Below are 22,934 nucleotides of genomic sequence, written 5' to 3'. Positions count from 1 at the left end.
GCACGATCGACGCGTGAGCCATGCCGTCCCGAGCGCGTCCCGCGCGCCCGCACCCCTCGCCGCCGCAGCCGTCGTCCTGCTGGGCGCCGCACTCGCCATCGGGCCGGCCTTCGCCCCCGGGCCGGCCGGCACGGTGCTGGTGAGCGCAGCCCAGGCCGAACCGCCGCTGACCAGCCTCGACGGCGAGATCACGGATCACTCGGACGTGCTGAGCGAGCAGCAGACCGCCGACGTCCAGGCGGCGCTCGACAAGCTGGCAAACGAGACGAAGTACCAGCTCTTCGTCGTCTACACCGAGTCCTTCGACGGCATGGACGGGCTCGCCTGGGCGAACGCGACGGCGAACGGCGCGCACCTGGGCCTCAACGACGTGCTCCTCGCCGTCGCGACCGGCGACCGGCTCTTCGGCATCTCCGTCGACGCCAACTCCGACATCAGCACGGCGGACTTCGACCACATCGAGAACGCGACCCGCGACGCCATGCGCACCGCCGCCAACGCCCCCGAGGGCCAGGCCGACTGGGGCGCCGCGGCGATCGCCGCGGCCGACGCGCTGCGCACCACCGCCTCGGGCTCGGGCGGCGTGGGCGGCGCCGCGGCCGTCATCGGCGGCGTCCTCGTCGTCGCGGCCGGCGTGGGCGGCTGGCTCTGGTGGCGCCGACGGCGTCAGGCCGCGGGGCAGGCCGCCGCGACCGGCCCGGGCGAGCTCGCCGCGCTCTCCACCGAAGAGCTCGACAAGCGGGCGGCCACCGCTCTCGTCGAGATCGACGACGCGCTCAAGACGTCTGAGCAGGAGCTCGGGTTCGCCCAGGCCGAGTTCGGCCTCGAGGCCACCACCGAGTTCCAGAACGTCCTCGAGCATGCCAAGGCCGACGTCAGCCAGGCGTTCGTGCTGCGGCAGCATCTCGACGACCCCACACCCGACCCCGAGCAGCAGCGGCGCGAGTGGCTCACGCAGATCATCACGCTGGTCGACGGCGCCGCCGGCTCCGTGGACGCGCAGACCCAGGCCTTCGACGACCTGCGCAAGCTCGCCGAGCGCGCCCCGCAGGTGCTCGACGAGACCGCCCAGCGCGCGGACGAGATCTCCTCGCGCGTCGAGGTCTCGCGCCAGACGCTCGCCACGCTCGCCAGCACCTACCCGGCGTCGGCGCTCACCTCCGTGGCGGACAACCCGGACCAGGCGGCGTCGCTCGCCGAGGGCGCACGCACCGCCGTCGGGCAGGGCCGCGACGCGCTCGCGAAGAAAGACCGGAACAGCGCTGTCGCGCACGCGCGCGCCGCGCAGAACGCGCTCGGCCAGGCAGTGCGCCTGCTCGACGCCGTGGACAACGCCGGCCAGGACCTCGCCGAGGCGGGGCCCAGGCTGGACAAGGGCATCGCCTCCATCACGCAGGACATCGCCGACGCCTCCCGCCTCGCGCCGGTCATCAGCGCGGCGGGTGACGCGTCCGTCGACCCGGCGACGGCCGAGGCGCGCGACGCCGTCGCGCAGGCGCAGGCGGCGAAGCAGGGTGGGGACCCGCTCGCGGCGCTCGCACGGCTCACCGCGGCGGAGGCCGCGCTCGACAAGGCGCTCGAGCCGGCGCGGGCCAAGGCCGAGGCCGACGCCCGCGCGGCCGCGCTGCTGCGCGACACCCTGGGGCGCGTCGAGTCGCAGGTCCGGGCCACGGACGACTTCATCTCGACGCGCCGCCAGGCCGTCGGGCCCGACGCGCGCACGCGGCTCGCCGAGGCGATCCGGCTGATCGGCGAGGCTCGGGCGCTGCAGCCCAGCGCCCCGTCGACCGCTCTCGAGCGGGCCCAGGAGGCCGAGCGGAACGCACGAGCCGCGGCGCAGATGGCGCAGAGCGACGTCTCCGGATGGGGGCAGCAGCAGCAAGGCGGCGGCGGCCCCAACATCGGCGGCATGCTGCTCGGCGGCATCCTCGTCGACTCGATCCTTCGCGGCTCGGGCGGTGGGTTAGGCGCCCCGCGCGGGCGCTCCGGCGGAGGACGCGGCGGCGGCTTCGGGGGCGGTTACGGGGGCGGCGGGTTCGGCGGCGGGCGCACCGGCGGCGGGTTCGGCGGCGGGCGCACCGGGCGCGGCGGCCGGTTCTGACCGGGCCCCCATCCAGGCGGAAACACCAGGCATCACCTGATCAAGGACGAGGAAGGCACCATCCCATGACCGAGAAGCAGAGCATCCTCGGGCGCATCGCCCAACTCACCAAGGCCAACGTCAACGCGCTGCTGGACCGCGCCGAGGACCCGCAGAAGATGCTGGACCAGCTCGTGCGCGACTACACGAACAGCATCGCCGAGGCGGAGCAGGCGATCGCCCAGACCATCGGCAACCTGCGCCTTGCCGAGCAGGACTACAACGAGGACGTCGCTGCCTCGCGGGAGTGGGGCGGCAAGGCGCTGGCCGCATCGCGCAAGGCCGACGAGTACCGCGGCGCGGGCGACGTCGCCAACGCCGACAAGTTCGACCAGCTCGCCAGGGTGGCCCTGCGCAAGCAGCTCGACGCCGAGTCCGAGGTCAAGCAGGCCCAGCCGATGATCGACACGCAGCGGCAGACGGTCGACAAGCTGAAGACCGGCCTCGCGACCATGAAGGACAAGCTCGGCGAGCTGAAGTCCCGGCGCGACTCGCTGGTGGCCCGCCAGAAGTCGGCCCAGGCGCAGCAGACCGTGCAGACGGCGATCAGCTCGATCAACGTGCTCGACCCGACGAGCGAGCTCGGCCGGTTCGAGGAGGCGGTGCGCCGCGAGGAGGCCATGGCGATCGGCCAGGCCGAGGTCGCGTCGTCGTCGCTCGACGCGCAGTTCGCGGAGCTGAGCAAGTCCGACGACGAGATCGAGCTCGACGCCCGCCTGGCGGCCCTCAAGGCCGGCAGCACCCCGGCGCCGCAGATCGCCCCGACGTCGGTGACGCCGACAGTCGCGGAGCCTGAGGCCTACTGATCGAGCCACCGGCTCACACGGGTGGAGAAGCCCGCCCGCGAGGTAGAGATCTACCTCACGGGCGGGCTTCGCTCGCGCACGAGCGGGATCAGCGGGCGGCGTAGGCGTCCACCTGGGCCGCGAACGCGCGGCCGAGCGCCAGCACCAGGTGCGCGAGGTCGGCGCCGCACGCGTTCATCGCGGCGTCGACCTCGGCCGCGTCGACGTCGGGGCACTTCCGCGCCCAGTCGAGCGCGATCGACTTGCCGGCCTCCGGGTGAAACTGCACGCCCAGCGCCGAGCCCAGGCGGAAGGCCTGGTACGGGTACTGGTGCGACCAGCCGAGCCACGCGGCGCCCGGGGGCAGCTCGCACACCGCGTCCGCATGCATGCTCACCGCACGCGTCACGCCGTCGCGCGCCGCCGCCACGACAGGCCCGAGCACCGGGTCCGACGCCGCCCCTGCCCGCCAGTGCACGCTGACCACCCCCGCCTCGCGCCCCGGAGGCGCGGCGACGGCGACCGTGCCGCCGGTCGCGACCGCCAGCAGCTGCGCGCCCAGGCAGACGCCGAGCGTGGGGACGCCGTCGCGCACCGCGTCGGCCAGCAGCGCACGGGTGGCCGGCAGCCACGGGGCGACGGCGTCGTCGTACGCGGACATGTGCCCGCCCAGCACCACCAGGCCCGAGCCGACCTCACCGGCGGCAGGCACGGGCTCGCCGAGGTCGAGGCGGACGACGCGCACGGCATCGCCCAGCGCGGGGCCCAGCAGGCCCAGCGGGACGTCGGAGGAGTGCTGCAGGACGGTGATGCGCGGGACCTCGGGGGCGGTGTCCACCGCCGGGGCGAGGCCGCCCGGGAGCTCGACAGATTCCACAGTCACGGGCGCACACCGTACTCGCGTCTCACCCGGCCTTGACAACCCTCCTGATGAGGAGCGCCGCGACACGCCCCGTCGGACGGCTCTCCCCTCTAGGCTGGCCGCATGTCCCAGCCGAACGCCGCCGCCCCCTCGCAGGGCTACTTGCCCGCCGGTCGCAAGACCTACCTGCTCGTCGACGGCGAGAACATCGACGCGACGCTCGGCATGAACGTGCTGGGCCGCCGTCCCAACCCCGACGAGCGCCCGCGCTGGGACCGCGTCACGGCGTTCGCGCACAAGGTGTGGGGGCAGGACGTCGTCCCGCTGTTCTTCCTCAACGCGTCCAGCGGGCAGATGCCCATGCCGTTCGTGCAGGCGTTGCTCGCGATGGGCTACCGCCCCATCCCGCTGGCCGGCAGCAGCACCGAGAAGGTCGTCGACATCGGTATCCAGCGCACGCTCGACGCGCTGGCCGACCGCGACGGCGACGTGCTGCTCGCCAGCCACGACGGCGACTTCCTGCCCCAGATCGAGGCGCTGCTGGGCGACGGCCGCCGGGTGGGCCTGCTGGCGTTCCGCGAGTTCGTCAACGCGCGGTTCGCCGAGCTCGGTGGGCGCGGGCTGGAGACCTTCGACCTCGAGGGCGACGCCGACGCGTTCACCACGCTGCTGCCGCGCGTCCGGATCATCCCGCTCGAGGAGTTCGACCCGCTGCGCTACCTGTAGGGCACGGACAGCGCCGTCAAGCACGGCACCCAGGGAGCACCCAGGAAACTTCCCAGCCGCTATCCAGCGATCCGTCGCACACTGGCACCATGAGCGCCACTTCCACGCCGGAGGCTCGCCTCGTCGTCGTCGACGACGAGCCCAACATCCGCGAGCTGCTGTCCACGTCCCTGCGGTTCGCCGGCTTCGAGGTGCATGCTGCCGGCGACGGGCAAGGTGCCCTCCAGCTCGTGCGCGACCTCGAGCCCGACCTTGTGGTCCTCGACGTCATGCTGCCCGACATGGACGGGTTCACCGTGACGCGCCGCATGCGCGAGACCGGCCGGCACACCCCTGTGCTCTTCCTCACCGCGAAGGACGACACGCAGGACAAGGTCCAGGGCCTCACGGTCGGCGGCGACGACTACGTCACGAAGCCGTTCTCGCTCGAGGAGGTCGTGGCCCGCATCCGCGCTGTCCTGCGGCGGACCAACGCCACGCTCCCGGACGACGACGCCGTGCTGCGCGTCGGCGACCTCGAGCTCGACGAGGACTCGCACGAGGTGCGCCGCGCCGGCGTCGAGGTGGAGCTGTCCCCCACCGAGTTCAAGCTGCTGCGCTACCTCATGCTCAACTCCGGCCGCGTGCTGTCGAAGGCGCAGATCCTCGACCACGTCTGGCAGTACGACTGGGGCGGCGACGCCAACATCGTCGAGTCCTACATCTCCTACCTGCGCCGCAAGATCGACTCCCTCAAGGTGCCCGGCGTCGACGGCGCCGACGAGGCGCTGCCGCCGCTGATCCACACCAAGCGCGGCATCGGCTACCTGCTGCGGGCGCCGCAGGCGGCACGCGTGTGAGCGTGATCCCGATCGACCTGCACGGGGAGGACGGGCTGACGGACGAACCGACGGAGAAGCCGGCGGTCGGGCGCACCCGCGTCGTCAGACGGGTCTCCGGCTGGTTCGACCGGCAGCCGTTGCGGGCCCGGCTGGTCGCGACCATCGCCGTGCTGCTCGCGGCCGGCCTGCTCGCGACCGGCCTGGCCACGCAGGCGATCGTCTCGCGCTACCTGGTCCTGCAGGTCGACGAGCAGCTCGCTCGCACCGCCGGCAACCCGGACGCCCTCCAGCAGACGATCTTCTCGGCCAACACGGGCCCCAGCGACTACTACGTGCTGGTGCGCACGGGCTCGGGCGAGCAGTCGACCTCCTGGTCGCCGACCATCGGCCTCGACGGCCGGCCGGTCATCCCGCGGTTGTCCGCCGCCGACGCCAAGGTCCGCGAGGGCACGCCGTTCACCGTGAAGTCGACCGGGGGCACGCACGCCACCCAGTGGCGGGTCGTCGCCGTCCGCGTCTCCGCGATCAACCTCGGGTCCGGGCTGCCGCCCGAGCCGGGCATCGCGTTCGTCGCGCTGCCGCTGTCCGACGTGCACGAGGCGTCGCGCTTCCTCGCCCTCACGCTGTTCGGTGTGGGCGTCGGCATCATCGCGCTGGGCGCCGTCGCGGCGTGGCTGCTGGTGCACCGGTCGCTGCGCCCGCTGCGGGAGATCGAGACGACGGCGGCCGCGATCGCCGCGGGCGACTTCGCCCGGCGCGTGCCCGCCGCGCCCCCCACCACCGAGGTCGGCTCGCTCGGCGCGTCGCTCAACGCGATGCTCGCGCAGATCGAGCACGCGTTCGCCGTGCGCGAGGAGTCGGAGCGGCGCATGCGCCGGTTCGTCTCGGACGCCAGCCACGAGCTGCGCACCCCGCTCGCCACGATCCGCGGCTACGGCGAGCTGTACCGGATGGGCGCGCTCGACTCGGACGACCAGGTCGACGACACGATGGTCCGCATCGAGGACGCCGCGCGCCGCATGGGCACGCTCGTCAACGACCTGCTCGAGCTCGCGCGCATGGACGAGGGGCGCGAGCTGCGCAGTGACCCCGTCGACCTCGTGCCCATGGCCGCCGACGCCGCCCAGGACCTGCGCGCGCTCGACCCGTCGCGCGCCGTGTCCGTCGTCGGGCTCGACGGGCAAGCACCGCCGTCGGGCCTCGTGGTGACCGGGGACGGCGACCGCCTGCGCCAGGTGCTCACCAACCTGGTCGGCAACGTCGCGCGGCACACGCCGGCCGGGACGCCCGCGGAGCTGGCGATCGGCACGATGGCGGGCGCCGCGATGCCGGGCGCCGAGGGGCGCGGCGGCGGGACGGCCGTGCTCGAGGTCCGCGACCACGGGCCGGGCGTGACGCCGCGGCAGGCGGCCCGGATGTTCGAGCGGTTCTACCGGGCCGACTCGTCGCGCAACCGTGAGTCGGGCGGGTCCGGACTGGGGCTGGCGATCGTCGCGGCCATCGTCGGTGCGCACGGCGGCCACGTGGAGACGGCGCCGATGGCGGGCGGCGGGCTCGTGGTCCGGGTGCAGCTTCCGCTCGCCCGGACCACCGCTCCCGTAGGGACAGGGTTCACCCTCTGACGGTGGCCCGCTACGATGGCGCGTCGTCGTCGCCCTGCCTCCCCTCGTGAACCACGCGGGGTCGTACGCTGGCAATGAGGACACGTCGTAGTCACCGACCAAAGGTCTGATATCCATGGGCGTCAACTGGAATGACGCACCGCAGTGGTTCCGCTCCTCGTTCGCCCGCGCCGCCCGCGGCGCCGGCGCCACCGCCACGGACCAGGAGCTCGCAGACACTGCCGAGTCCCTGGTCGAACGGTGGTCGGGCGAGGCTCGCCACTTCCACAACCTCAAGCACCTCGCGACGACGCTCCACCGCGTCGACGAGCTGTCGCAGGAGACGCACGACCCCGACCTGGTGCGGCTCGCCGCCTGGTACCACGGGGCGGTCTTCGCGTCCGACGCCAAGACGACCTACGCGCTCTGGGGCGGCGAGCAGACGACCGCCAGCGCAGAGCTCGCGCGCAAGGAGCTGACGCAGCTCGGTGTGCCGTCGGCCAACGCCGACCGCGTCGCCGCACTGGTCGACTCGCTGCTGCGGCACCAGCCCGCGGCGGGCGACTCGGACTCGCAGGTTCTCAACGACGCCGACCTGTCGATGCTCGCGATCGAGCCGCAGCACTACAAGCTCTACGTCGCCGCGGTCCGCGCCGAGTACGCGCACATCCCCACGCGCGACTTCCTGCGAGCGCGCATCCGCATCCTCGAGCGGCTGCTCCAGCGCGGGCAGATCTTCTCCAGCCCGATGGGCGCGGCGTGGGAGAACCCGGCCCGCCAGAACGTCGAGGCCGAGCTCTCGCGGCTCCTGAAGGAGCAGGCCATGCTGCCGCCGGAGGAGGAGGCAGAGACCGCCGACGTTTCCGAGACCTCGGAGACGCCCGAGGCCTGAGCCCTGGGCGGTAGCTCGCCGAGACCTCGCCGTCCACACCCTGTGGAAACCCACCCGCGCGACTGACGCAAGACGCCTACCGTCGTCCCGCCCGGACAGCCCGGGCGGGACGACGGCGGGCCTGTGCGCCCGCGGGACGGGGACGGACATGCGGTACGACGTCGACAGCGAGCGGGTGGCGCAGGCGAGCGCCGCGGTGAGCGGATCGGTGGGCACGATCCGGGGCGAGGTGGGCGCCATGGTGCGCCATCTGCAGGACCTTCAGGCGAGCTGGCACGGCGGCGCCGCGACGGCGTTCGGCGGTGTGATGACCCAGTGGCAGTCGGCGCAGACCCAGGTGGAGCAGGCCCTGGACGCGATCCAGCTCGCGCTGTCCTCGGCGGCCCGCACCTACGCGGACGCGGAGACGCAGGCCGCACGCCTGTTCGCGACGCGCTGAGCAACCCCACGCACGACGGCGGCCCGCCACCCCGCGAAGGGTGACGGGCCGCCGTCGTTCGTTCAGCGCGCGTGGATCAGAAGTCCATGCCGCCCATGTCGCCACCGGCCGGCATGGCCGAAGCCTTCTCCGGCTTGTCGGCCACGACGGCCTCGGTGGTGAGGAACAGCGCGGCGATCGACGCGGCGTTCTGGAGCGCCGAGCGGGTCACCTTGACCGGGTCGTTGACGCCCGCGGCGAGCAGGTCCTCGTACACGCCGGTGGCGGCGTTGAGGCCGTGGCCGGCCGGGAGGTTCTTGACCTTCTCCGCCACGACGCCGCCCTCGAGACCGGCGTTGATCGCGATCTGCTTGAGCGGGGCCGAGATGGCGGCCTGGACGATCGTGGCGCCGATGGCCTCGTCACCCTCGAGCTCGAGCTTGGCGAACGCAGCGGCACCAGCCTGGATGAGGGCCACGCCACCACCGGCGACGATGCCCTCCTCGACGGCAGCCTTCGCGTTGCGGACGGCGTCCTCGATGCGGTGCTTGCGCTCCTTGAGCTCCACCTCGGTGGCCGCGCCGGCCTTGATGACGGCGACGCCGCCGGCCAGCTTGGCGAGACGCTCCTGGAGCTTCTCGCGGTCGTAGTCGGAGTCCGACTTCTCGATCTCGCCACGGATCTGGTTCACGCGACCGGCGATGAGGTCGGCGTCGCCGGAGCCCTCGACGATCGTGGTCTCGTCCTTGCTGACGACGACCTTGCGGGCCTGGCCGAGCAGGTCGAGCGTCGCGTTCTCGAGCTTGAGGCCCACCGTCTCGGTGATGACCTGGCCGCCGGTGAGGATCGCGATGTCCTGCAGCATGGCCTTGCGGCGGTCGCCGAAGCCCGGGGCCTTGACGGCGACGGACTTGAAGGTGCCGCGGATCTTGTTCAGCACGAGGGTGGCCAGGGCCTCGCCCTCGACGTCCTCGGCGATGATGAGCAGCGAGCGACCCTGCTTCATGACCTGGTCGAGGATCGGCAGCATGTCCTTGACGTTCGAGATCTTCGACTCGACGAGCAGGACGTACGCGTCCTCGAGGACGGCCTCCTGGCGCTCCGGGTCCGTCTCGAAGTAGCGGGCGAGGAAGCCCTTGTCGAAGCGCATGCCCTCGGTGAGCTCGAGCTCCAGGCCGAAGGAGTTGGACTCCTCGACCGTGATGACGCCCTCCTTGCCGACCTTGTCGAGCGCCTCGGCGATGAGCTCGCCGATCGCCGGGTCGCCGGCCGAGATGGCAGCCGTGGCGGCGATCTCTTCCTTGGTCTCGATCTCCTTGGCGGCGTTGAGCAACTGCTCGGTCACGGCCTCGACGGCCTTCTCGATGCCGCGCTTGATGGCGATCGGGTTGGCGCCGGCGGCGACGACGCGCAGGCCTTCCTTGACCAGGGCCTGGGCGAGCACCGTGGCGGTCGTCGTGCCGTCACCGGCGACGTCGTCCGTCTTCTTGGCGACCTCCTTGACGAGCTCCGCACCGATCTTCTCGAACGGGTCGTCGAGCTCGATCTCCTTGGCGATGGACACGCCGTCGTTGGTGATCGTCGGGGCGCCCCACTTCTTGTCGAGCACGACGTTGCGGCCCTTGGGGCCCAGGGTCACCTTGACGGTGTCGGCGAGCGCGTTGAGACCGCGCTCCATGCCACGACGAGCCTCCTCGTCGAACGCAATGATCTTGGCCATGGGGACTTGTCCTCCGCTGGATGGCTTCTGCACGGCCGACGAGGTGCCCGCGACGGACGGCGTGCACCAGCGCGTTCAGGTCACGCGCAGGCACAGGCCTCACCAGTCGGCCAGATTTCGGGCCACTCCCCGGCCGGGCCCACAGTGCCGTCCGACGGCGCTGCTGTCACTCGACACGGGAGAGTGCTAACGCCATATTGGCACTCGCCCCCGGTGAGTGCAAGACGATCCGCCAGGGGCGGAACCCCCGCCGGTCGCATCGCGACACGACGACGCCGAGGTGCCGCTCCCCTCCGCGGGAGCGGCACCTCGGCGGTGGTGCGTCAGTGGTCAGAGAGGGCGGACCTGCTCCGCCTGGGGGCCCTTGGTGCCCTGACCGACCTCGAACTCGACCTGCTGCCCCTCGTCGAGGGTGCGGTACCCGTCCGTCTCGATCGCGCTGTAGTGAACGAACAGGTCCTGGCCGCCCGAGGTCGGGGTGATGAACCCGTAGCCCTTCTCAGCGTTGAACCACTTGACGGTGCCCTGCGCCATGAACTTCTCCTTGTGCTTCTCCCCAGCCCGGGGCACTGGCTGGTCCCGGGTGTGCGCGAGCCTAGTGGCCCCGCTCACATGGAGGAAACACCGAAACGGCGCGTTTGTCCTGCGCGACCTGCGCAGACGTCAGCCGGCCGGGGTGAGCGCGCTCTTGATGATCACGACGACGTCGCCCTTCGCGAGGGTCTGCTGCGAGACGTTCTCCGCCGGGATCCCGAGGATCGCTGCGACGGCCGCAGCGGTGTCGGAGCGGTCGGCGGCGTACCAGACGCTCGTGACGTCGGGGCTGCTGCTGCCGGAGAACGTCTCGGCCGCCGCGTTGGTGAAGCCCTGCGCCGCCAGCGCGTCGGTACCCTTCTTGGCCTCGCCGTTGATGCCGCTGTCGTTGAGCACCCGGATCTGCGCGCCGGTGTTGGCGGCCGCGACGAGCGCCGCGACGTCCGGGGCAGCCGCGGCCTTCGAGCCGTCGTCGGCGGCGGGCGTCTCCGCCGCCGGCGGCTCGGACGCCGCCGCGTCGTCCCCGCCTGCGGCAGGATCCGTCGCATCGGCGGAGGCGCCGCCGGTAGGCTGGGACTGGGCGGTCGTGGCCGCGCCGCCCGCCGTACCCGTGTCGCGGGACAGGAAGGTGACGCCGGCGACGGCGACCGCCACTGCCACGATCGCGACCAGCAGGAACGGCCATACGCTGCTCCACCTGGAGCGGGGAGCGCGGTGCACGCCGACAGGTGCGTCGTCAGGTCCGCGAACGTCGAACTCGTCGGGCGGGTACGGATACTGGCTGCGGCTCACGGCGGACAGGGTAGCGGCTCGCGCTGGGCGCCGTGTGCTCTCAGGCGCCGCCCTCGGACAGACGACGGGCCGACCGTGCCCGCTGACGGGTGGCACGCAGGCGCCGGAGCCGCTTGACGAGCATCGGGTCCGCGGCGAGCGCCTCCGGGGTGTCGATGAGCGCGTTGAGCACCTGGTAGTAGCGCGTCGCCGACATGTCGAACAGCTCGCGCACCGCCTGTTCCTTCGCCCCGGCGTACTTCCACCACTGCCGCTCGAAGGCGAGGATCTCGCGATCCCGCTCGGAGAGGTCCCGGGTGTCGGCGGGCGCCTCGACGGGCTTCAGGACGATCTCGCTCATGTCCTTCAGGTTAGGCCGCGAACCACACCGATGTCATTCACCGGCGCATCTCCCCTTTCGGCGTCGCACTTCCTGGCGTTCTGGCGGCCGGAACGCCAGGAAGTACGACGTCGAAAGGGAGTGTTCGTGGGCGTCCGGGCCCGGAGCGGGCGCCCGGGCCCCGCACGCCGCCACCGGCGGCGGGTAGCCTCGCCGTCGTGACGACGACGCCCGCCCCGCCGCCGCAGCCGACCTCGCCGCCCGCGCCGAGCCCGACCGCCGCGGCGCGCCTCCCGCTCGCCGAGGTGATCGACCCTGGCTGGGCGGAGGCCCTCGCCGACGTCGAGCCGCGGATCCATGCGATGGGCGACTTCCTGCGCGGCGAGCTCGCCGCCGGGCGGCAGTACCTGCCCGCCGGGGCGGACGTGCTGCACGCGTTCCGGCGGCCGTTCGCCGACGTGCGCGTGCTCGTCGTCGGGCAGGACCCCTATCCGACCCCCGGGCACCCGATGGGGCTGTCGTTCTCCGTCCAGCCCGACGTGCGGCCCGTCCCCCGCTCGCTGGCGAACATCTACACCGAGCTCATGGCCGACGTCGACGCCCCGCCGCCGTCGAACGGCGACCTGCGGCCCTGGGCCGACCAGGGCGTGATGCTCCTCAACCGGGTGCTGACCGTGGAGCCGGGCCGGGCGGCGTCGCACCGGGGCAAGGGCTGGGAGGCCGTGACCGAGGCGGCGATCCGGGCGCTCGTCGCTCGCGGCGGGCCGCTCGTCGCGATCCTGTGGGGCCGGGACGCGGCGTCGCTCAAGCCGTGGCTCGGGTCGGTGCCGTTCGTCGAGAGCGCGCACCCGAGCCCGCTGTCGGCCCATCGCGGGTTCTTCGGCAGCCGCCCGTTCTCGCAGGTCAACGCTCTGCTCGAGCAGCAGGGCGGGGTACCGGTGGACTGGCACCTCCCGTAGCGGTCCGCCCGTGCCCGGTCGCGTGGAAAGTCGCCAGGGGCATAATCGCCGCGTGAGCGAGAACCCGACGCAGCACATCCCTGGCCCCCACGCCGACGCCGCGGGCGCGCCCCGCTGGACGCGGTACGTCGCCCTCGGCGACTCGTTCTCGGAGGGGCTGTGGGACCCGTACCCGGCCGACGGCGGCGCCGGCGCCCCGGCATCCGACGGCGTCCAGCGGGGCTGGGCGGACCGGCTCGCCGACACGCTGTCCGCGCGGCGCGTCGCCGTCGGGCTCGACCCGCTGGAGTATGCGAACCTCGCGATCCGCGGCCGGCTCCTGCGACCGATCGTCACCGAGCAGGTGCCGATCGCGCTCGGCCTGAAGCCCGACCTGGTGTCGCTCATCGGCGGCGGCAACGACGTCCTGCGCCCCGGCGTCGACGTCGACGACATCTCGCAGGCCCTCGAGGACGCCGTCGCCACCATCCGCGCCACCGGGGCGGACGTGCTGCTGGGCACCGGCTTCAAGGCGGGCGGTGCCCTGAGCTTCATCCGGAGCCGCGTCGGCACCTACAACGCGAACATCTGGTCGATCGCGCAGCGGCACGGCGCGCACGTGCTCGACCTGTGGGGCATGCGGGCGCTCTTCGACCTGCGGATGTGGGCCGACGACCGCCTGCACCTCACGCCCGAGGGACACCGCCGCGTCATGAACGCGGCGCTCGACGCGCTGCGCCTCGCGCCCGACGACGCCGCGTACGACCTGCCGCTCGACCCGGTCCCGCCGGCGCCGTTCGCGCAGAAGGCCAGGGCCGACGCCGAGTGGGCGCGCGAGTACGTCGTGCCGTGGGTCAAGCGGCGCATCCGGCACACCTCGAGCGGCGACGGGCGCGCCGCGAAGTGGCCGCTGCCCGTGCGCTGGCCCGACTCCCGTGGATAAGTTGGAATGACCAGCGCGGACGGGGAGGTCCCATGAGCCAGGAACACGGCCACAGCACGACCGAGAAGATCGCGGACGCAGCCGACAAGGTGGCGGGCTCCGTCAAGAAGGCGGTCGAGGACGGCATCGAGGCCGTCCGGCCGACGTGGGAGGAGAAGGTGGCTCCGCACGTCGTCTCCGGCGCGGCGAAGGCCGCCGGGTGGGGCGACTCCACGCGCGAGCACGCCGACCAGAAGGCCGCCGAGCTCAACGCCGAGGACCGCCCGTCGAGCAAGATCCTGGGCTTCGTGCTCGGCATGGGCGCGGCCGCCGTCGCCCTCGCCGCCGTCGTGGCGCGGTGGGTCGGCAAGGAGGCGGAGAAGTCGTCGCACCCGGCCGACCACCCGTCCGACAAGGCGGAGCAGCCGGACGAGCCCGCCGATCAGACGGTATGAGGTGATGGCCCGCGGCTCGATCGCGGCGGGGGCCGGCGTGATGGTCGTCGTCGTTCGTGGTGGTGTCTAAGGCCCTTCGGCCCCTGCGGGGCGGCCCTGCGGGCCGGCCTTGACGCCACCGCGCCCGCCGACGGCGTGTGCCCGCGTCGACGCGGTCGGTGGCAGCGGCTGTTGTCAGCAGAGGCCTGCCCGGCACAAGGTCGTGGGTTACCAGGCTGTTCCTGTCTGGCCTATCCACATTGTGTCGGGAGGCCCCTGTGATCACCCACTTTAGCGAGCGGTGGGCCGTCGGTCTGGACGTCCACGCTCGTTCCGTCTCGGCCGCCGCGATCGATACCTCGACCGGTGAGCTGCACACCCGCCGCCTGGCCCCGGACCCGGCCGGGATCCTCGCGTGGATCGACGCTCTGGATCCGGCCGCCGGGCCGGGCACGGTCGCCGCGGCCTACGAGGCCGGACCCACCGGGTTCGGCCTGGCCCGCGCATTCGACGACGCCGGGATCCGGTGCGTGCTGGCCGCACCGTCGAAGATCGCCCGCGCCCCGGGCGAGCACGTCAAGACCGACGACCGTGACGCGGTCCTGCTGGCCCGCCTGCTCACCCGTGACGACCTCGCCCCCGTGCGCGTCCCGACCCTGATCGAGGAAGCCGCCCGCGACCTGGTCCGGGCTCGCGAGGACACCCGCCACGAGCTGATGGCGGCCCGGCACCGGACCGGGAAGCTCTTGCTGCGCCACGGCATCGTCTACACCGGCGGCACGACCTGGAACCGGGTCCACCACGCCTGGCTGGGCCAGATCCGGTTCGACCTGCCCGCCACCACCGCAGCGTTCGACGCAGCCCTAGAAGCCGTCCAGTTCGCCGAGGCCCGCCGCGACCGCCTCGACGAGAAGATCGCCCTCATGGCCGCCGACTCCCCGTTCACCGACATCACCCACCGGCTGGCGTGCCTGCGCGGGATCTCGACCCTGACCGCGTTCGCCTTGGCCGTCGAGATCGGCGACTGGACCCGGTTCACCGGATCATCCATCGGCGCGTTCCTCGGCCTGACCCCCTCCGAGCACTCCTCCGGCAGCTCACGCCGCCAGGCCGGGATCACCAAGGCAGGCAACCCGCACGCCCGCCGCCTGCTCATCGAGGCCGCCTGGCACCACAAGCCGCTCTACCGGGTCGGCGCCACCCTCCAGGCCCGCTGGGACCTCGCGCCCGCACCCGTGCGCGCCCGCGCTCACGAAGGCAACCAGCGCCTGCACTACCGCTGGACCGTCATGAGCGCCCAGAAGAAGAAGCACACCGTCGCCACGACCGCCATCGCCCGCGAGCTCGCCGGCTGGTGCTGGTCCCTGGCCACCCTCGACCCCACCTGACAACCCAGACTTGCCCCCGCCCACCGCGCCCCCCGGCGAGCAGCGCGAGGAGCGACCCACGACGGCTACTGTGAGCAACCCTGCCGGGCGACGCTCGAACTCAGACCTGTGGCCAGCTCCCGTCGAACACCCCGTCATGCGGTAACCAACCCGCGAATGTCAGTCTGACCGCGCGTCGCCAAGACACGCCTGCGCCGGGCGGCCACGGCCGCGAGGAGCAAGGGTGAGGCTCCCGCCCGGACACCACCCTCGAGCGGGAGCCTCACCCTGCCCCTTGACAGACCGCACCTACATATCAGTAGGACTTGCCGTCGGCATAGCGCTGCTTGCGCCACGCGCGCCCGTTGCCGCGGTTGCGGCTCTTGAACGTGGGGAGCTGGGAGTCGCAGTTCGGGCAGACGAGCCGGAGGTTCTCGCGGCGGTTGTTGGACGCGTTGCCGTCGATGTGATCGAGCACGAACGCGAGGGGCTGGCCCTGCCATGTGGCGGGGGCTGCGCAGATCGCACACAGCGCCGCCTGCGCCTGCCTGAGGTACGCGCGCACGTAATGGTTGGCGCGGGAGCTGAGGCTCGGCGCCAGGCCGGTGCGGAGCCACTCGGCGGTCATCCGCTCTTGTCGGTGCGCCCACTGGCACACACTGCCGCAGTAGACCTTCTGCTTGTGCACCAAGGGTGCGCCACATCCGAGGCATGTCTTCACGGTTCGAACGCTAGTTCGAACCACTGACATTTCCGGGGTGGCCGTCTGATCGGAGCCGCCTACGGGATTCGAACCCGTGACACAACGCTTACAAGGCGAATGCTCTACCAGCTGAGCTAAGGCGGCATGCCCGGCCGGGCGGGCGGGGACCAGACTACCGACCCCCGCCCGCCCGGCCGAACAGCGGGGTACTACTTCGTCGCGTCCGCCACGGCCTTCGGCAGCGCCGTCGGGTTGGTCCAGTCGCCGTCCCAGCGCTTGCCGTCGATCGTGATGGTCGGCGTGCCGAAGCCACCACTCTTCGGGTTGGTCAGGGCCTTGTTCCCCGTGGCCGAGTTCGTCGCCGAGAACACCCACTGCCCGAACGTCGTGCGGGCCTCGCCCGAGGCGATGCCCGCGGCGACCTCCGCCGGCACGCCCGCCTGCTTCGCCAGGTCCGCGAGCTCCTGGTCCGTGTGGCCGGCGGTCTGCTCCTGCGGCTCGTTCGCGTACAGCGCCTCGTGGAAGTCCAGGAACGTCGCCGGCGCGCGGTCGGCCACCCACGCCGCGGCCGCGGCCGCGCGGGTCGAGTACTCGGTGCCCTGAGAGACGCGGTCCAGGATCGAGACGGGGAACATCACCACGTTGGCGGTGCCGTCCTTGACGAAGGTCTCGAGGGCGGCCTTGTTCGTCTGCTCGAACTGGCCGCAGATCGGGCACATGTAGTCGAAGTAGATGCCGACCTCGGGCACGCCCGCCGTCGCGGTACCGCCGGCGGAGCGGTCGGTCGCGATCGGGATGCCGCCGTCCTCGCGCGCCGTCGACGGCACGTTCTGGACCTGGCTGAGCGGGATGTCGTCGACCTTGGCCGCCGCGTTCTGGTTGTGGTCGTTGATGAAGAGCACGGCGACGACCGCGACCAGCGCGACGACGACGACGCCCAGCACGCTCATCGTGATCAGGCGGGCGCGGCGGTCGGCCGCCTCCTGCTTCTTCTTCAGGGCCAGGGCCTGGGCACGAGCGGCCTCCCGGCGCTGCGCCTTGCTCAGGTTCGGGCTGTTCGTCGACATCGCGTTCCTTTGTGTCAGAGCACGCCGCTGCCGGCACGGCAGCACGTGGCCAGCCTAACGGGGCCGCATTGCCGCACCCGCGCCGAGGCGCAAGGACACAGGGAGCTCACAGGTCCGGCGGCCCCGTCAGCGGCCACCAGTGGATCACCGGCGGCATCTCGAGCAGCGGCCGCGCCAGGACCCACGCCACGACGAGGCATGCCGCCACCACGACGGCCGCCCCGATCCACCCCGGCGCGAAGGAGCGCAGCAGTACCCGGGCGCCGGTTCGTCCGGTCGTGCCGGCCGGCCCGAACCAGGCGGTCAGCGCCGTCCCCAGCATCGCGAAGGCGAGCAGGCCGCAGAACACGACGCTCGCGTTCATCCCGCCGACCGAGCGCGCGGCGACGTCGGTGCGCGGAAGCAGCATCACGCGCCCCGCGCCGAAGAGCCAGTAGCCGGCGACGACGGTGAGCACGCCGACGCACGCTGCGACGACCAGCTGCGGGATCGCGCCCACGGCCCCGACCACGACGTGCCACGGGAACTTCACGCCCGCGACCACGCCGTCCGAGCGGCGCCGGAAGCCGAACCGCTCCCGCCGGAGGTCCAGCGACCCCCAGGCTTTGCCCGCGATGCGGCACAGCACGACCAGGGCCGCGAGCGCGGCAAACGCGACGCCCGGCCGGGTCGCGGCGAGCACCATGAGCGGCACGAGGGACGCGGCCACGAGCCCGGCCCTGCGAGGGAGCGGCGCCCGCACGTACGGCTCGACCGGCAGCCGCTTCTCGGGCTCGAGATCGTCGCGGGCCCCGGCGACGACCGCCTCGTACGGCTGGTATCGCACCTCGCCCAGGGGAACCGGCCCCGTGCTGGTGGGTTCCGGGCCGGTGGCGACCGGCACCGCCTGCGTGAGCCCGTCGTGGGAGAGCTCCTGGTCGGCGCCCGGCATGGCATCGGCTCCGGCGGCGGCCGCACCCGCACCGGGCACCACCTGCGTGGGCGCCGAGACGAGCATCGTGGGCACGCCGAAGAGCTCCATCCCGTCCTGCCTGGTCCCGCCGTCCGGGTTCACGGCGATGCGCTGGGTCGCCTCGTCGTCGCCCGGCAGCGGTGACCCGGCCAGGCGGGCGGCGGCCGCGGCGTCCTCGGAGTCGCGGCGGAGGGCGCGCGCCACCTGGGTCGGGCCCCACCGCTCGCCCGGCCGGGGCTGCAGGGCACCGGCGAGCGCCCGGGCGGTGCGCGCGGGCACGCCGACCAGGTCGGCGCGGCCTTCGCGCGAGCGGCGCAGCACCAGGTCGGTGGGCCGCACCCCGAAGGGCGAGCGTCCGGTCGCGGCGAAGGCGAGCAGCGCCGCCCAGCTCCACCAGTCGGAGTCGGGGCTCGGCGCGCCGCCGTCGAGCAGCTCGGGGGCGAGGTAGCCGGGCGTGCCGATGACGAAGCCGGGCGACGTGAGGGTGGCTTGCGCCGGGCCGGTGTCCCCGAGCGCCTGGGCGATGCCGAAGTCGATGAGCACGGGCCCGTGCGGGGTGACCATGACGTTGGACGGCTTGAGGTCGCGGTGCACGACGCCGGCCAGGTGCACCGCCTCGAGCGCCGCGGCGAGCTGGTCGCCCAGCTCGTACAGGTCGACGGCGTCGAGCGGGCCGCCCTCGTCGACCTCGGCCTCGAGCGTGCGGCCGCGGACCAGCTCCGTGACGACGAACGCGCCCTCGCCGTCGAGCTCGGCGTCGAGGACGCGCGCGACGGCGGGGTGGCGCAGGCGCTGCAGGGCGCCGACCTCGCGGCGCAGTCGCTCGCGCGCGACGGGGTCGCGGTCGAGGTGCGCGTGCAGCACCTTGAGCGCGACGGCGGTGCCGCCGCCGTCGACCGCCTCGTAGACCGCGCCCATGGCGCCGCGTCCGAGCAGGGAGCGGATCGTGTACCCGCCGATCTCCGTGCCCGCCGTCAGGCGACCGGGCGCGCCGGCCGTGCCCACGGCTCTCGCTCCCTCGACGACGTCACCCATGGCGTCACCGTAATGGCCGGTCGGCCACCGTGCGCGGGCACAGCGGGCAGGGTGCGGGTCCCCTCGTCGCGCACCTTCGCCGTCCGGCGGGGGGTGGCGGCGTCGCCCGGCGACTGCCGCCGGGACGGTCCTCCCTGGCGCCCCCGAGTAGGTTGGGGACAGTCAAGCAATCACCCACCCGATTGGCAGGATTCCCATTGACCGGCAAAGAACGGCCCGGTGACCGTGACCGCTACGACCTCGTCGTCGTCGCCAACCGCCTGCCGGTGGACTTCTCCGTCCGGCCGGGCGGCGGGATCGACTGGCAGCGGTCTCCAGGTGGCCTGGTCACGGCGCTCGAGCCGGTCATGCAGCAGGCCGAAGGTGCCTGGGTGGGCTGGTCGGGTGCGCCCGACCTCGCCTCCGAACCGTTCGACGCCGACGGCATGTGGCTGGTCCCGGTCACGCTGAGCGCGTCGGAGATCGAGCGCTACTACGAGGGCTTCAGCAACGACACCCTGTGGCCGCTGTACCACGACGTCGTCTCGACGCCCGCGTACCACCGGCAATGGTGGGACGCGTACCGCCGGGTCAACCAGAAGTTCGCGGACGCCGCGGCCGCGCAGGCCGCCGACGGCGCCATCGTCTGGGTGCACGACTACCAGCTGCAGCTGGTGCCGAAGATGCTGCGCGACCAGCGGCCCGACCTGCGCATCGGGTTCTTCGACCACATCCCGTTCCCGCCCGTCGAGCTGTTCCAGCAGCTGCCGTGGCGGCGGCAGATCGTCGACGGCCTGCTCGGCGCCGACCTCGTCGGCTTCCAGCGCGGCGGCGACGCCTCCAACTTCATCCGCGCGGTGCGCCGCCTGACCGAGTACACGACGCGCGGTCCCATGGTCACCGTGGGCGACGAGCGTGCCCGCCTCGGAAGGCACGTGCGTGCCGGCGCGTTCCCCATCTCGATCGACTCGACCCGCTTCGACGCGCTGGCCCGCACCCCCGAGGTCCAGGCGCGTGCGAAGGAGATCCGCACCGAGCTCGGCGACCCCGACGTCGTGATGCTCGGCGTCGACCGCCTCGACTACACCAAGGGCATCCGCCATCGCATCAAGGCGTACGGCGAGCTCCTCGACGACGGCCGCGTCGACGCCGCCCGCACCACGCTGGTGCAGGTGGCCAGCCCGAGCCGCGAGAACGTCGGGGCCTACCAGGAGCTGCGCGAGCACGTCGAGGTGCTGGTCGGCCGCATCAACGGCGAGTTCGGCGAGCTCGGGCACTCGGCGATCCACTACCTGCACCACTCCTACCCGCCGGACGAGATGGCGGCGCTCTACCTCGCGGCCGACGTCATGCTGGTCACGAGCCTGCGCGACGGCATGAACCTCGTGGCCAAGGAGTACATCGCCGCCCGTTCGGACGAGCTCGGCGTGCTGGTGCTCTCGGAGTTCACCGGCGCGGCCGACGAGCTCGGCTCGGGCCCCCTGCTGGTCAACCCGCACGACATCGAGGGCCTCAAGGAAGCCGTCGTCACCGCCTCGCGCATGACCGCGGGCGAGCAGCGCCGCCGCATGCGCCGCCTGCGCCGCAAGGTCATGGCCGACGACGTCGCGAAGTGGTCGCAGGCGTTCCTCGGCGTGCTGCAGGCGATGCCGCGCCGCACGTCTCCCCCCGCCGCGGTCGAGGCGCCATCGGCCGCCGAGCACCTCGCGAGCACGCCCGGCGTGCCCGTCCCCCTCGCGCGGGCGCTCGAGGCGCTCGCAGGGTCCGACGACGCCACCGTCCTGGTCGGGCTCGACTTCGACGGCACGCTCGCCCCGCTCGTCGACAACCCCACGGCCTCGGCGATGACGCCCGCCGCGCGCACCGCCGTCGAACGCATCGGCGCGCTGCCCGACGCCGCCCGGCTGCGGCTCGCGCTCGTCTCCGGGCGCGACCTCGCCGACCTCGCCGACCGCGCCCGGCCGCCGTCCGGCACCTACCTGGTGGGCAGCCATGGTGCCGAGACCGGCTGGGTGCTGCCCAACGGCTCCGTCGAGGCGGTGCCTGTCGAGCTCACCACCGAGCAGTCCGAGGCGCTCGCCGCCGTGACCGCCGGCTTCGACGAGATCGCCGCCGCCGCCGACGGCGCCTGGGTCCAGCACAAGCCGTCGGCGGCCGTGCTGCACACCCGGCTCGCCCCGCCCGACGTGACGGCGTCCGTGATCGAGCAGGCCAACGCCGTCGTCGCCGAGCTGGGCCTCGAGGCCATGCACGGCAAGGACGTCGTCGAGGTCGCCGTCGTGGCCGCCGACAAGGGGTCTGCGCTCGCACGGCTGCGCACCGTCGTCGCGCAGAAGGACGACGCCCCCGAGGGCGACCGCCCCGTCCGTGTGCTGTACGCCGGCGACGACACCACGGACGAGCACGCGTTCGGCGCCCTCGAGCCTGGCGACGTCGCCGTCAAGGTGGGCGACGGCCCCACCGTCGCACCGCACCGCGTCGCGGACGCGGACGCGCTCGCGGCCGCGCTGGGCCGGCTCGCCGACGCGGCCGCACGGCGCGCTGGTGAGGGGTTGACCGGCGCATGACGAACCCCGGGTGCGGAGCACGACCCGGCAGTGAGTAGACTCACCCCGTCGCCCCGCGTGGCGACGTAGACGACGCCGTCCGACGCACCAGCGAGGGCGACGTCGACAACTCAACAAGTGTCACAGCAGACACGCACGTCGTGATCTCAGCGGCACCCGACACAACGGATCGTCCGGCACGTACCTGCCGGTGGAGGGAACCACTCACATGGCTACTGTCACTTTCGACCACGCGACCCGCGTCTACCCGGGCACCGAGCGCCCTGCGGTCGACCAGCTCAACCTGCACATCGAGGATGGCGAGTTCCTCGTCCTCGTCGGCCCCTCGGGCTGTGGCAAGTCGACCTCGCTCCGCATGCTCGCGGGTCTCGAGGACGTCAACGGCGGCCGCATCCTCATCGGCGACCGCGACGTCACCGACGTCCAGCCGAAGGACCGCGACATCGCGATGGTGTTCCAGAACTACGCGCTGTACCCGCACATGTCCGTCGCGGACAACATGGGCTTCGCGCTGAAGATCGCCGGCACCCCCAAGGCCGAGATCCGCCAGCGCGTCGAGGAGGCTGCGAAGATCCTCGACCTCACCGAGTACCTCGACCGCAAGCCGAAGGCCCTCTCGGGTGGCCAGCGTCAGCGTGTCGCCATGGGCCGCGCCATCGTGCGTCAGCCGCAGGTCTTCCTCATGGACGAGCCGCTGTCGAACCTCGACGCCAAGCTCCGCGTGCAGACCCGTACGCAGATCGCCTCGCTCCAGCGCCGCCTGGGCGTCACCACGGTCTACGTCACGCACGACCAGACCGAGGCCCTCACGATGGGTGACCGCATCGCGGTCCTCAAGGCGGGTCTGCTCCAGCAGGTCGGCACGCCGCGCGAGATGTACGACAACCCGGCCAACGTCTTCGTCGCCGGCTTCATCGGCTCCCCCGCCATGAACATCGGCACGTTCAGCATCAAGGACGGCGCGGCCCTCGTCGGCGCGGCGCAGATCCCGCTCGAGCGCTCCGTCGTCGACGGCCTCACCGAGGCCGACGGCGGCAAGATCACCGTCGGCTTCCGCCCCGAGTCGCTCGACGTCGTGGGCTCCGGCACGACCGGCTCGTTCCAGATCGAGACCACCCTCGTCGAGGAGCTCGGCTCGGACGCCTTCCTCTACGGCTCGCTCGTCAGCGACGTCCACGGCGAGCTCTCGGCCGGTGACAGCGACCAGGTCATCGTCCGCATCGACCCGCGCAACGTGCCGATGAAGGGCGAGGTCATCAACGTGGCCATCAAGACCGGCCAGGCGCACGTCTTCTCGGCCTCGACGGGCATCACCCTCGGCTGAACCAAGGTCCGCGCGTCCAGCGTGACCTGCACACCG

21 protein-coding genes and 1 tRNA gene are annotated in these 22,934 nt (G+C 72.8%); 13 read left to right on the top strand and 9 right to left on the bottom strand.

Annotation, left to right across the window (positions count from 1 at the left end):
* Nucleotides 1–13 precede the first annotated feature (13 nt).
* Together ACO4JP_RS03625 and ACO4JP_RS03620 are read left to right on the top strand one after the other, a co-directional pair.
* Nucleotides 14–2,101, top strand: a complete 2,088-nt coding sequence (locus tag ACO4JP_RS03625; RefSeq protein ID WP_425956025.1) for a TPM domain-containing protein — start codon at nucleotides 14–16, stop codon at nucleotides 2,099–2,101.
* 65 nt (nucleotides 2,102–2,166) lie between these two features.
* Complete coding sequence (locus ACO4JP_RS03620; protein WP_425956024.1) at nucleotides 2,167–2,946, top strand: PspA/IM30 family protein; 780 nt, start codon at nucleotides 2,167–2,169, stop codon at nucleotides 2,944–2,946.
* A gap of 88 nt (nucleotides 2,947–3,034) precedes the next feature.
* Here ACO4JP_RS03620 and ACO4JP_RS03615 read toward each other — a convergent pair whose 3' ends face one another.
* Nucleotides 3,035–3,808, bottom strand: a complete 774-nt coding sequence (locus ACO4JP_RS03615; protein ID WP_425956023.1) for a type 1 glutamine amidotransferase — start codon at nucleotides 3,806–3,808, stop codon at nucleotides 3,035–3,037.
* 102 nt (nucleotides 3,809–3,910) lie between these two features.
* On the opposite strand from ACO4JP_RS03615, the gene ACO4JP_RS03610 reads away from it, so the two are divergent.
* From ACO4JP_RS03610 to ACO4JP_RS03590, 5 genes are all read left to right on the top strand, one after another.
* Nucleotides 3,911–4,513 carry an NYN domain-containing protein gene (locus ACO4JP_RS03610; protein ID WP_425956022.1) on the top strand — a complete coding sequence of 201 codons (603 nt, stop codon included), beginning with the start codon at nucleotides 3,911–3,913 and terminating at the stop codon, nucleotides 4,511–4,513.
* Between the two features lie 89 nt (nucleotides 4,514–4,602).
* Nucleotides 4,603–5,352, top strand: coding sequence for a response regulator transcription factor (locus ACO4JP_RS03605; RefSeq protein ID WP_425956021.1), 750 nt, complete (start codon nucleotides 4,603–4,605; stop codon nucleotides 5,350–5,352).
* Nucleotides 5,349–6,956: a HAMP domain-containing sensor histidine kinase gene (locus ACO4JP_RS03600; protein WP_425956020.1), complete on the top strand. Its 1,608-nt coding sequence runs from the start codon at nucleotides 5,349–5,351 to the stop codon at nucleotides 6,954–6,956. Before ACO4JP_RS03605 ends, ACO4JP_RS03600 begins: the two co-directional genes overlap by 4 nt.
* Nucleotides 6,957–7,071: 115 nt before the next feature.
* The gene (locus ACO4JP_RS03595) at nucleotides 7,072–7,827 is read left to right on the top strand and encodes an HD domain-containing protein (RefSeq protein WP_425956019.1); all 756 of its coding nucleotides are present in this window, start codon (nucleotides 7,072–7,074) and stop codon (nucleotides 7,825–7,827) included.
* Nucleotides 7,828–7,975: 148 nt separating this feature from the next.
* Nucleotides 7,976–8,266, top strand: coding sequence for a WXG100 family type VII secretion target (locus ACO4JP_RS03590; protein ID WP_425956018.1), 291 nt, complete (start codon nucleotides 7,976–7,978; stop codon nucleotides 8,264–8,266).
* Nucleotides 8,267–8,342: 76 nt separating this feature from the next.
* Here ACO4JP_RS03590 and groL read toward each other — a convergent pair whose 3' ends face one another.
* From groL to ACO4JP_RS03570, 4 genes are all read right to left on the bottom strand, one after another.
* Nucleotides 8,343–9,965 (bottom strand): chaperonin GroEL, encoded by a 1,623-nt coding sequence (gene groL / locus ACO4JP_RS03585; protein ID WP_425956017.1) that lies wholly within the window; start codon nucleotides 9,963–9,965, stop codon nucleotides 8,343–8,345.
* 330 nt (nucleotides 9,966–10,295) lie between these two features.
* A complete protein-coding gene (locus ACO4JP_RS03580) occupies nucleotides 10,296–10,499 on the bottom strand; it encodes a cold-shock protein (RefSeq protein ID WP_425956016.1) in 204 nt (67 codons plus the stop codon).
* 129 nt (nucleotides 10,500–10,628) lie between these two features.
* On the bottom strand, nucleotides 10,629–11,291 hold the full coding sequence (locus ACO4JP_RS03575) for a LytR C-terminal domain-containing protein (RefSeq protein ID WP_425956015.1): 663 nt from the start codon (nucleotides 11,289–11,291) through the stop codon (nucleotides 10,629–10,631).
* A 40-nt stretch (nucleotides 11,292–11,331) separates the two neighbouring features.
* Complete coding sequence (locus ACO4JP_RS03570) at nucleotides 11,332–11,631, bottom strand: DUF3263 domain-containing protein (protein ID WP_425956014.1); 300 nt, start codon at nucleotides 11,629–11,631, stop codon at nucleotides 11,332–11,334.
* Between the two features lie 197 nt (nucleotides 11,632–11,828).
* On the opposite strand from ACO4JP_RS03570, the gene ACO4JP_RS03565 reads away from it, so the two are divergent.
* The 4 genes from ACO4JP_RS03565 (at nucleotide 11,829) to ACO4JP_RS03550 (ending at nucleotide 15,292) form a co-directional block, all read left to right on the top strand.
* On the top strand, nucleotides 11,829–12,569 hold the full coding sequence (locus ACO4JP_RS03565; RefSeq protein WP_425956013.1) for a uracil-DNA glycosylase: 741 nt from the start codon (nucleotides 11,829–11,831) through the stop codon (nucleotides 12,567–12,569).
* Nucleotides 12,570–12,621: 52 nt separating this feature from the next.
* A complete protein-coding gene (locus ACO4JP_RS03560) occupies nucleotides 12,622–13,491 on the top strand; it encodes an SGNH/GDSL hydrolase family protein (protein ID WP_425956012.1) in 870 nt (289 codons plus the stop codon).
* Nucleotides 13,492–13,523: 32 nt separating this feature from the next.
* Nucleotides 13,524–13,925 carry a hypothetical protein gene (locus tag ACO4JP_RS03555; protein ID WP_425956011.1) on the top strand — a complete coding sequence of 134 codons (402 nt, stop codon included), beginning with the start codon at nucleotides 13,524–13,526 and terminating at the stop codon, nucleotides 13,923–13,925.
* Nucleotides 13,926–14,182: 257 nt separating this feature from the next.
* Nucleotides 14,183–15,292 (top strand): IS110 family transposase, encoded by a 1,110-nt coding sequence (locus ACO4JP_RS03550; protein ID WP_425955702.1) that lies wholly within the window; start codon nucleotides 14,183–14,185, stop codon nucleotides 15,290–15,292.
* 295 nt (nucleotides 15,293–15,587) lie between these two features.
* On the opposite strand, the gene ACO4JP_RS03545 is transcribed toward ACO4JP_RS03550, so the two are convergent.
* The 4 genes from ACO4JP_RS03545 to ACO4JP_RS03530 form a co-directional block, all read right to left on the bottom strand.
* Nucleotides 15,588–15,899, bottom strand: coding sequence for an HNH endonuclease (locus ACO4JP_RS03545; RefSeq protein ID WP_425956010.1), 312 nt, complete (start codon nucleotides 15,897–15,899; stop codon nucleotides 15,588–15,590).
* A gap of 146 nt (nucleotides 15,900–16,045) precedes the next feature.
* A tRNA-Thr gene (locus ACO4JP_RS03540) sits at nucleotides 16,046–16,118 on the bottom strand.
* Nucleotides 16,119–16,183: 65 nt separating this feature from the next.
* Complete coding sequence (locus ACO4JP_RS03535; RefSeq protein WP_425956009.1) at nucleotides 16,184–17,041, bottom strand: DsbA family protein; 858 nt, start codon at nucleotides 17,039–17,041, stop codon at nucleotides 16,184–16,186.
* 106 nt (nucleotides 17,042–17,147) lie between these two features.
* Entirely contained in the window at nucleotides 17,148–19,028 is a 1,881-nt protein-coding gene (locus ACO4JP_RS03530; protein ID WP_425956008.1) for a serine/threonine-protein kinase, read from the bottom strand.
* Between the two features lie 182 nt (nucleotides 19,029–19,210).
* On the opposite strand from ACO4JP_RS03530, the gene ACO4JP_RS03525 reads away from it, so the two are divergent.
* The gene (locus tag ACO4JP_RS03525) at nucleotides 19,211–21,574 is read left to right on the top strand and encodes a bifunctional alpha,alpha-trehalose-phosphate synthase (UDP-forming)/trehalose-phosphatase (protein ID WP_425956007.1); all 2,364 of its coding nucleotides are present in this window, start codon (nucleotides 19,211–19,213) and stop codon (nucleotides 21,572–21,574) included.
* A gap of 208 nt (nucleotides 21,575–21,782) precedes the next feature.
* Nucleotides 21,783–22,898 (top strand): ABC transporter ATP-binding protein, encoded by a 1,116-nt coding sequence (locus ACO4JP_RS03520; RefSeq protein WP_425956006.1) that lies wholly within the window; start codon nucleotides 21,783–21,785, stop codon nucleotides 22,896–22,898.
* Nucleotides 22,899–22,934: the final 36 nt, after the last annotated feature.

Origin of the sequence: Xylanimonas sp. McL0601 (genome assembly GCF_049852175.1) — a bacterium.
GTDB lineage: Bacteria > Actinomycetota > Actinomycetes > Actinomycetales > Cellulomonadaceae > Xylanimonas.
Note: the sequence above shows the minus strand (reverse complement) of the source record. Positions and strands in the feature narration are given on the sequence as shown.

Coding starts and splice junctions, on each gene's coding strand:
- ACO4JP_RS03620 (WP_425956024.1), top strand. CDS start 2,167: ATGACCGAGAAGCAGAGCATCCTCGGGCGCATCGCCCAACTCACCAAG.
- ACO4JP_RS03610 (WP_425956022.1), top strand. CDS start 3,911: ATGTCCCAGCCGAACGCCGCCGCCCCCTCGCAGGGCTACTTGCCCGCC.
- ACO4JP_RS03605 (WP_425956021.1), top strand. CDS start 4,603: ATGAGCGCCACTTCCACGCCGGAGGCTCGCCTCGTCGTCGTCGACGAC.
- ACO4JP_RS03595 (WP_425956019.1), top strand. CDS start 7,072: ATGGGCGTCAACTGGAATGACGCACCGCAGTGGTTCCGCTCCTCGTTC.
- ACO4JP_RS03590 (WP_425956018.1), top strand. CDS start 7,976: ATGCGGTACGACGTCGACAGCGAGCGGGTGGCGCAGGCGAGCGCCGCG.
- groL (WP_425956017.1), bottom strand. CDS start 9,965: ATGGCCAAGATCATTGCGTTCGACGAGGAGGCTCGTCGTGGCATGGAG.
- ACO4JP_RS03580 (WP_425956016.1), bottom strand. CDS start 10,499: ATGGCGCAGGGCACCGTCAAGTGGTTCAACGCTGAGAAGGGCTACGGG.
- ACO4JP_RS03570 (WP_425956014.1), bottom strand. CDS start 11,631: ATGAGCGAGATCGTCCTGAAGCCCGTCGAGGCGCCCGCCGACACCCGG.
- ACO4JP_RS03555 (WP_425956011.1), top strand. CDS start 13,524: ATGAGCCAGGAACACGGCCACAGCACGACCGAGAAGATCGCGGACGCA.
- ACO4JP_RS03545 (WP_425956010.1), bottom strand. CDS start 15,899: ATGACCGCCGAGTGGCTCCGCACCGGCCTGGCGCCGAGCCTCAGCTCC.
- ACO4JP_RS03535 (WP_425956009.1), bottom strand. CDS start 17,041: ATGTCGACGAACAGCCCGAACCTGAGCAAGGCGCAGCGCCGGGAGGCC.
- ACO4JP_RS03530 (WP_425956008.1), bottom strand. CDS start 19,028: ATGGGTGACGTCGTCGAGGGAGCGAGAGCCGTGGGCACGGCCGGCGCG.
- ACO4JP_RS03520 (WP_425956006.1), top strand. CDS start 21,783: ATGGCTACTGTCACTTTCGACCACGCGACCCGCGTCTACCCGGGCACC.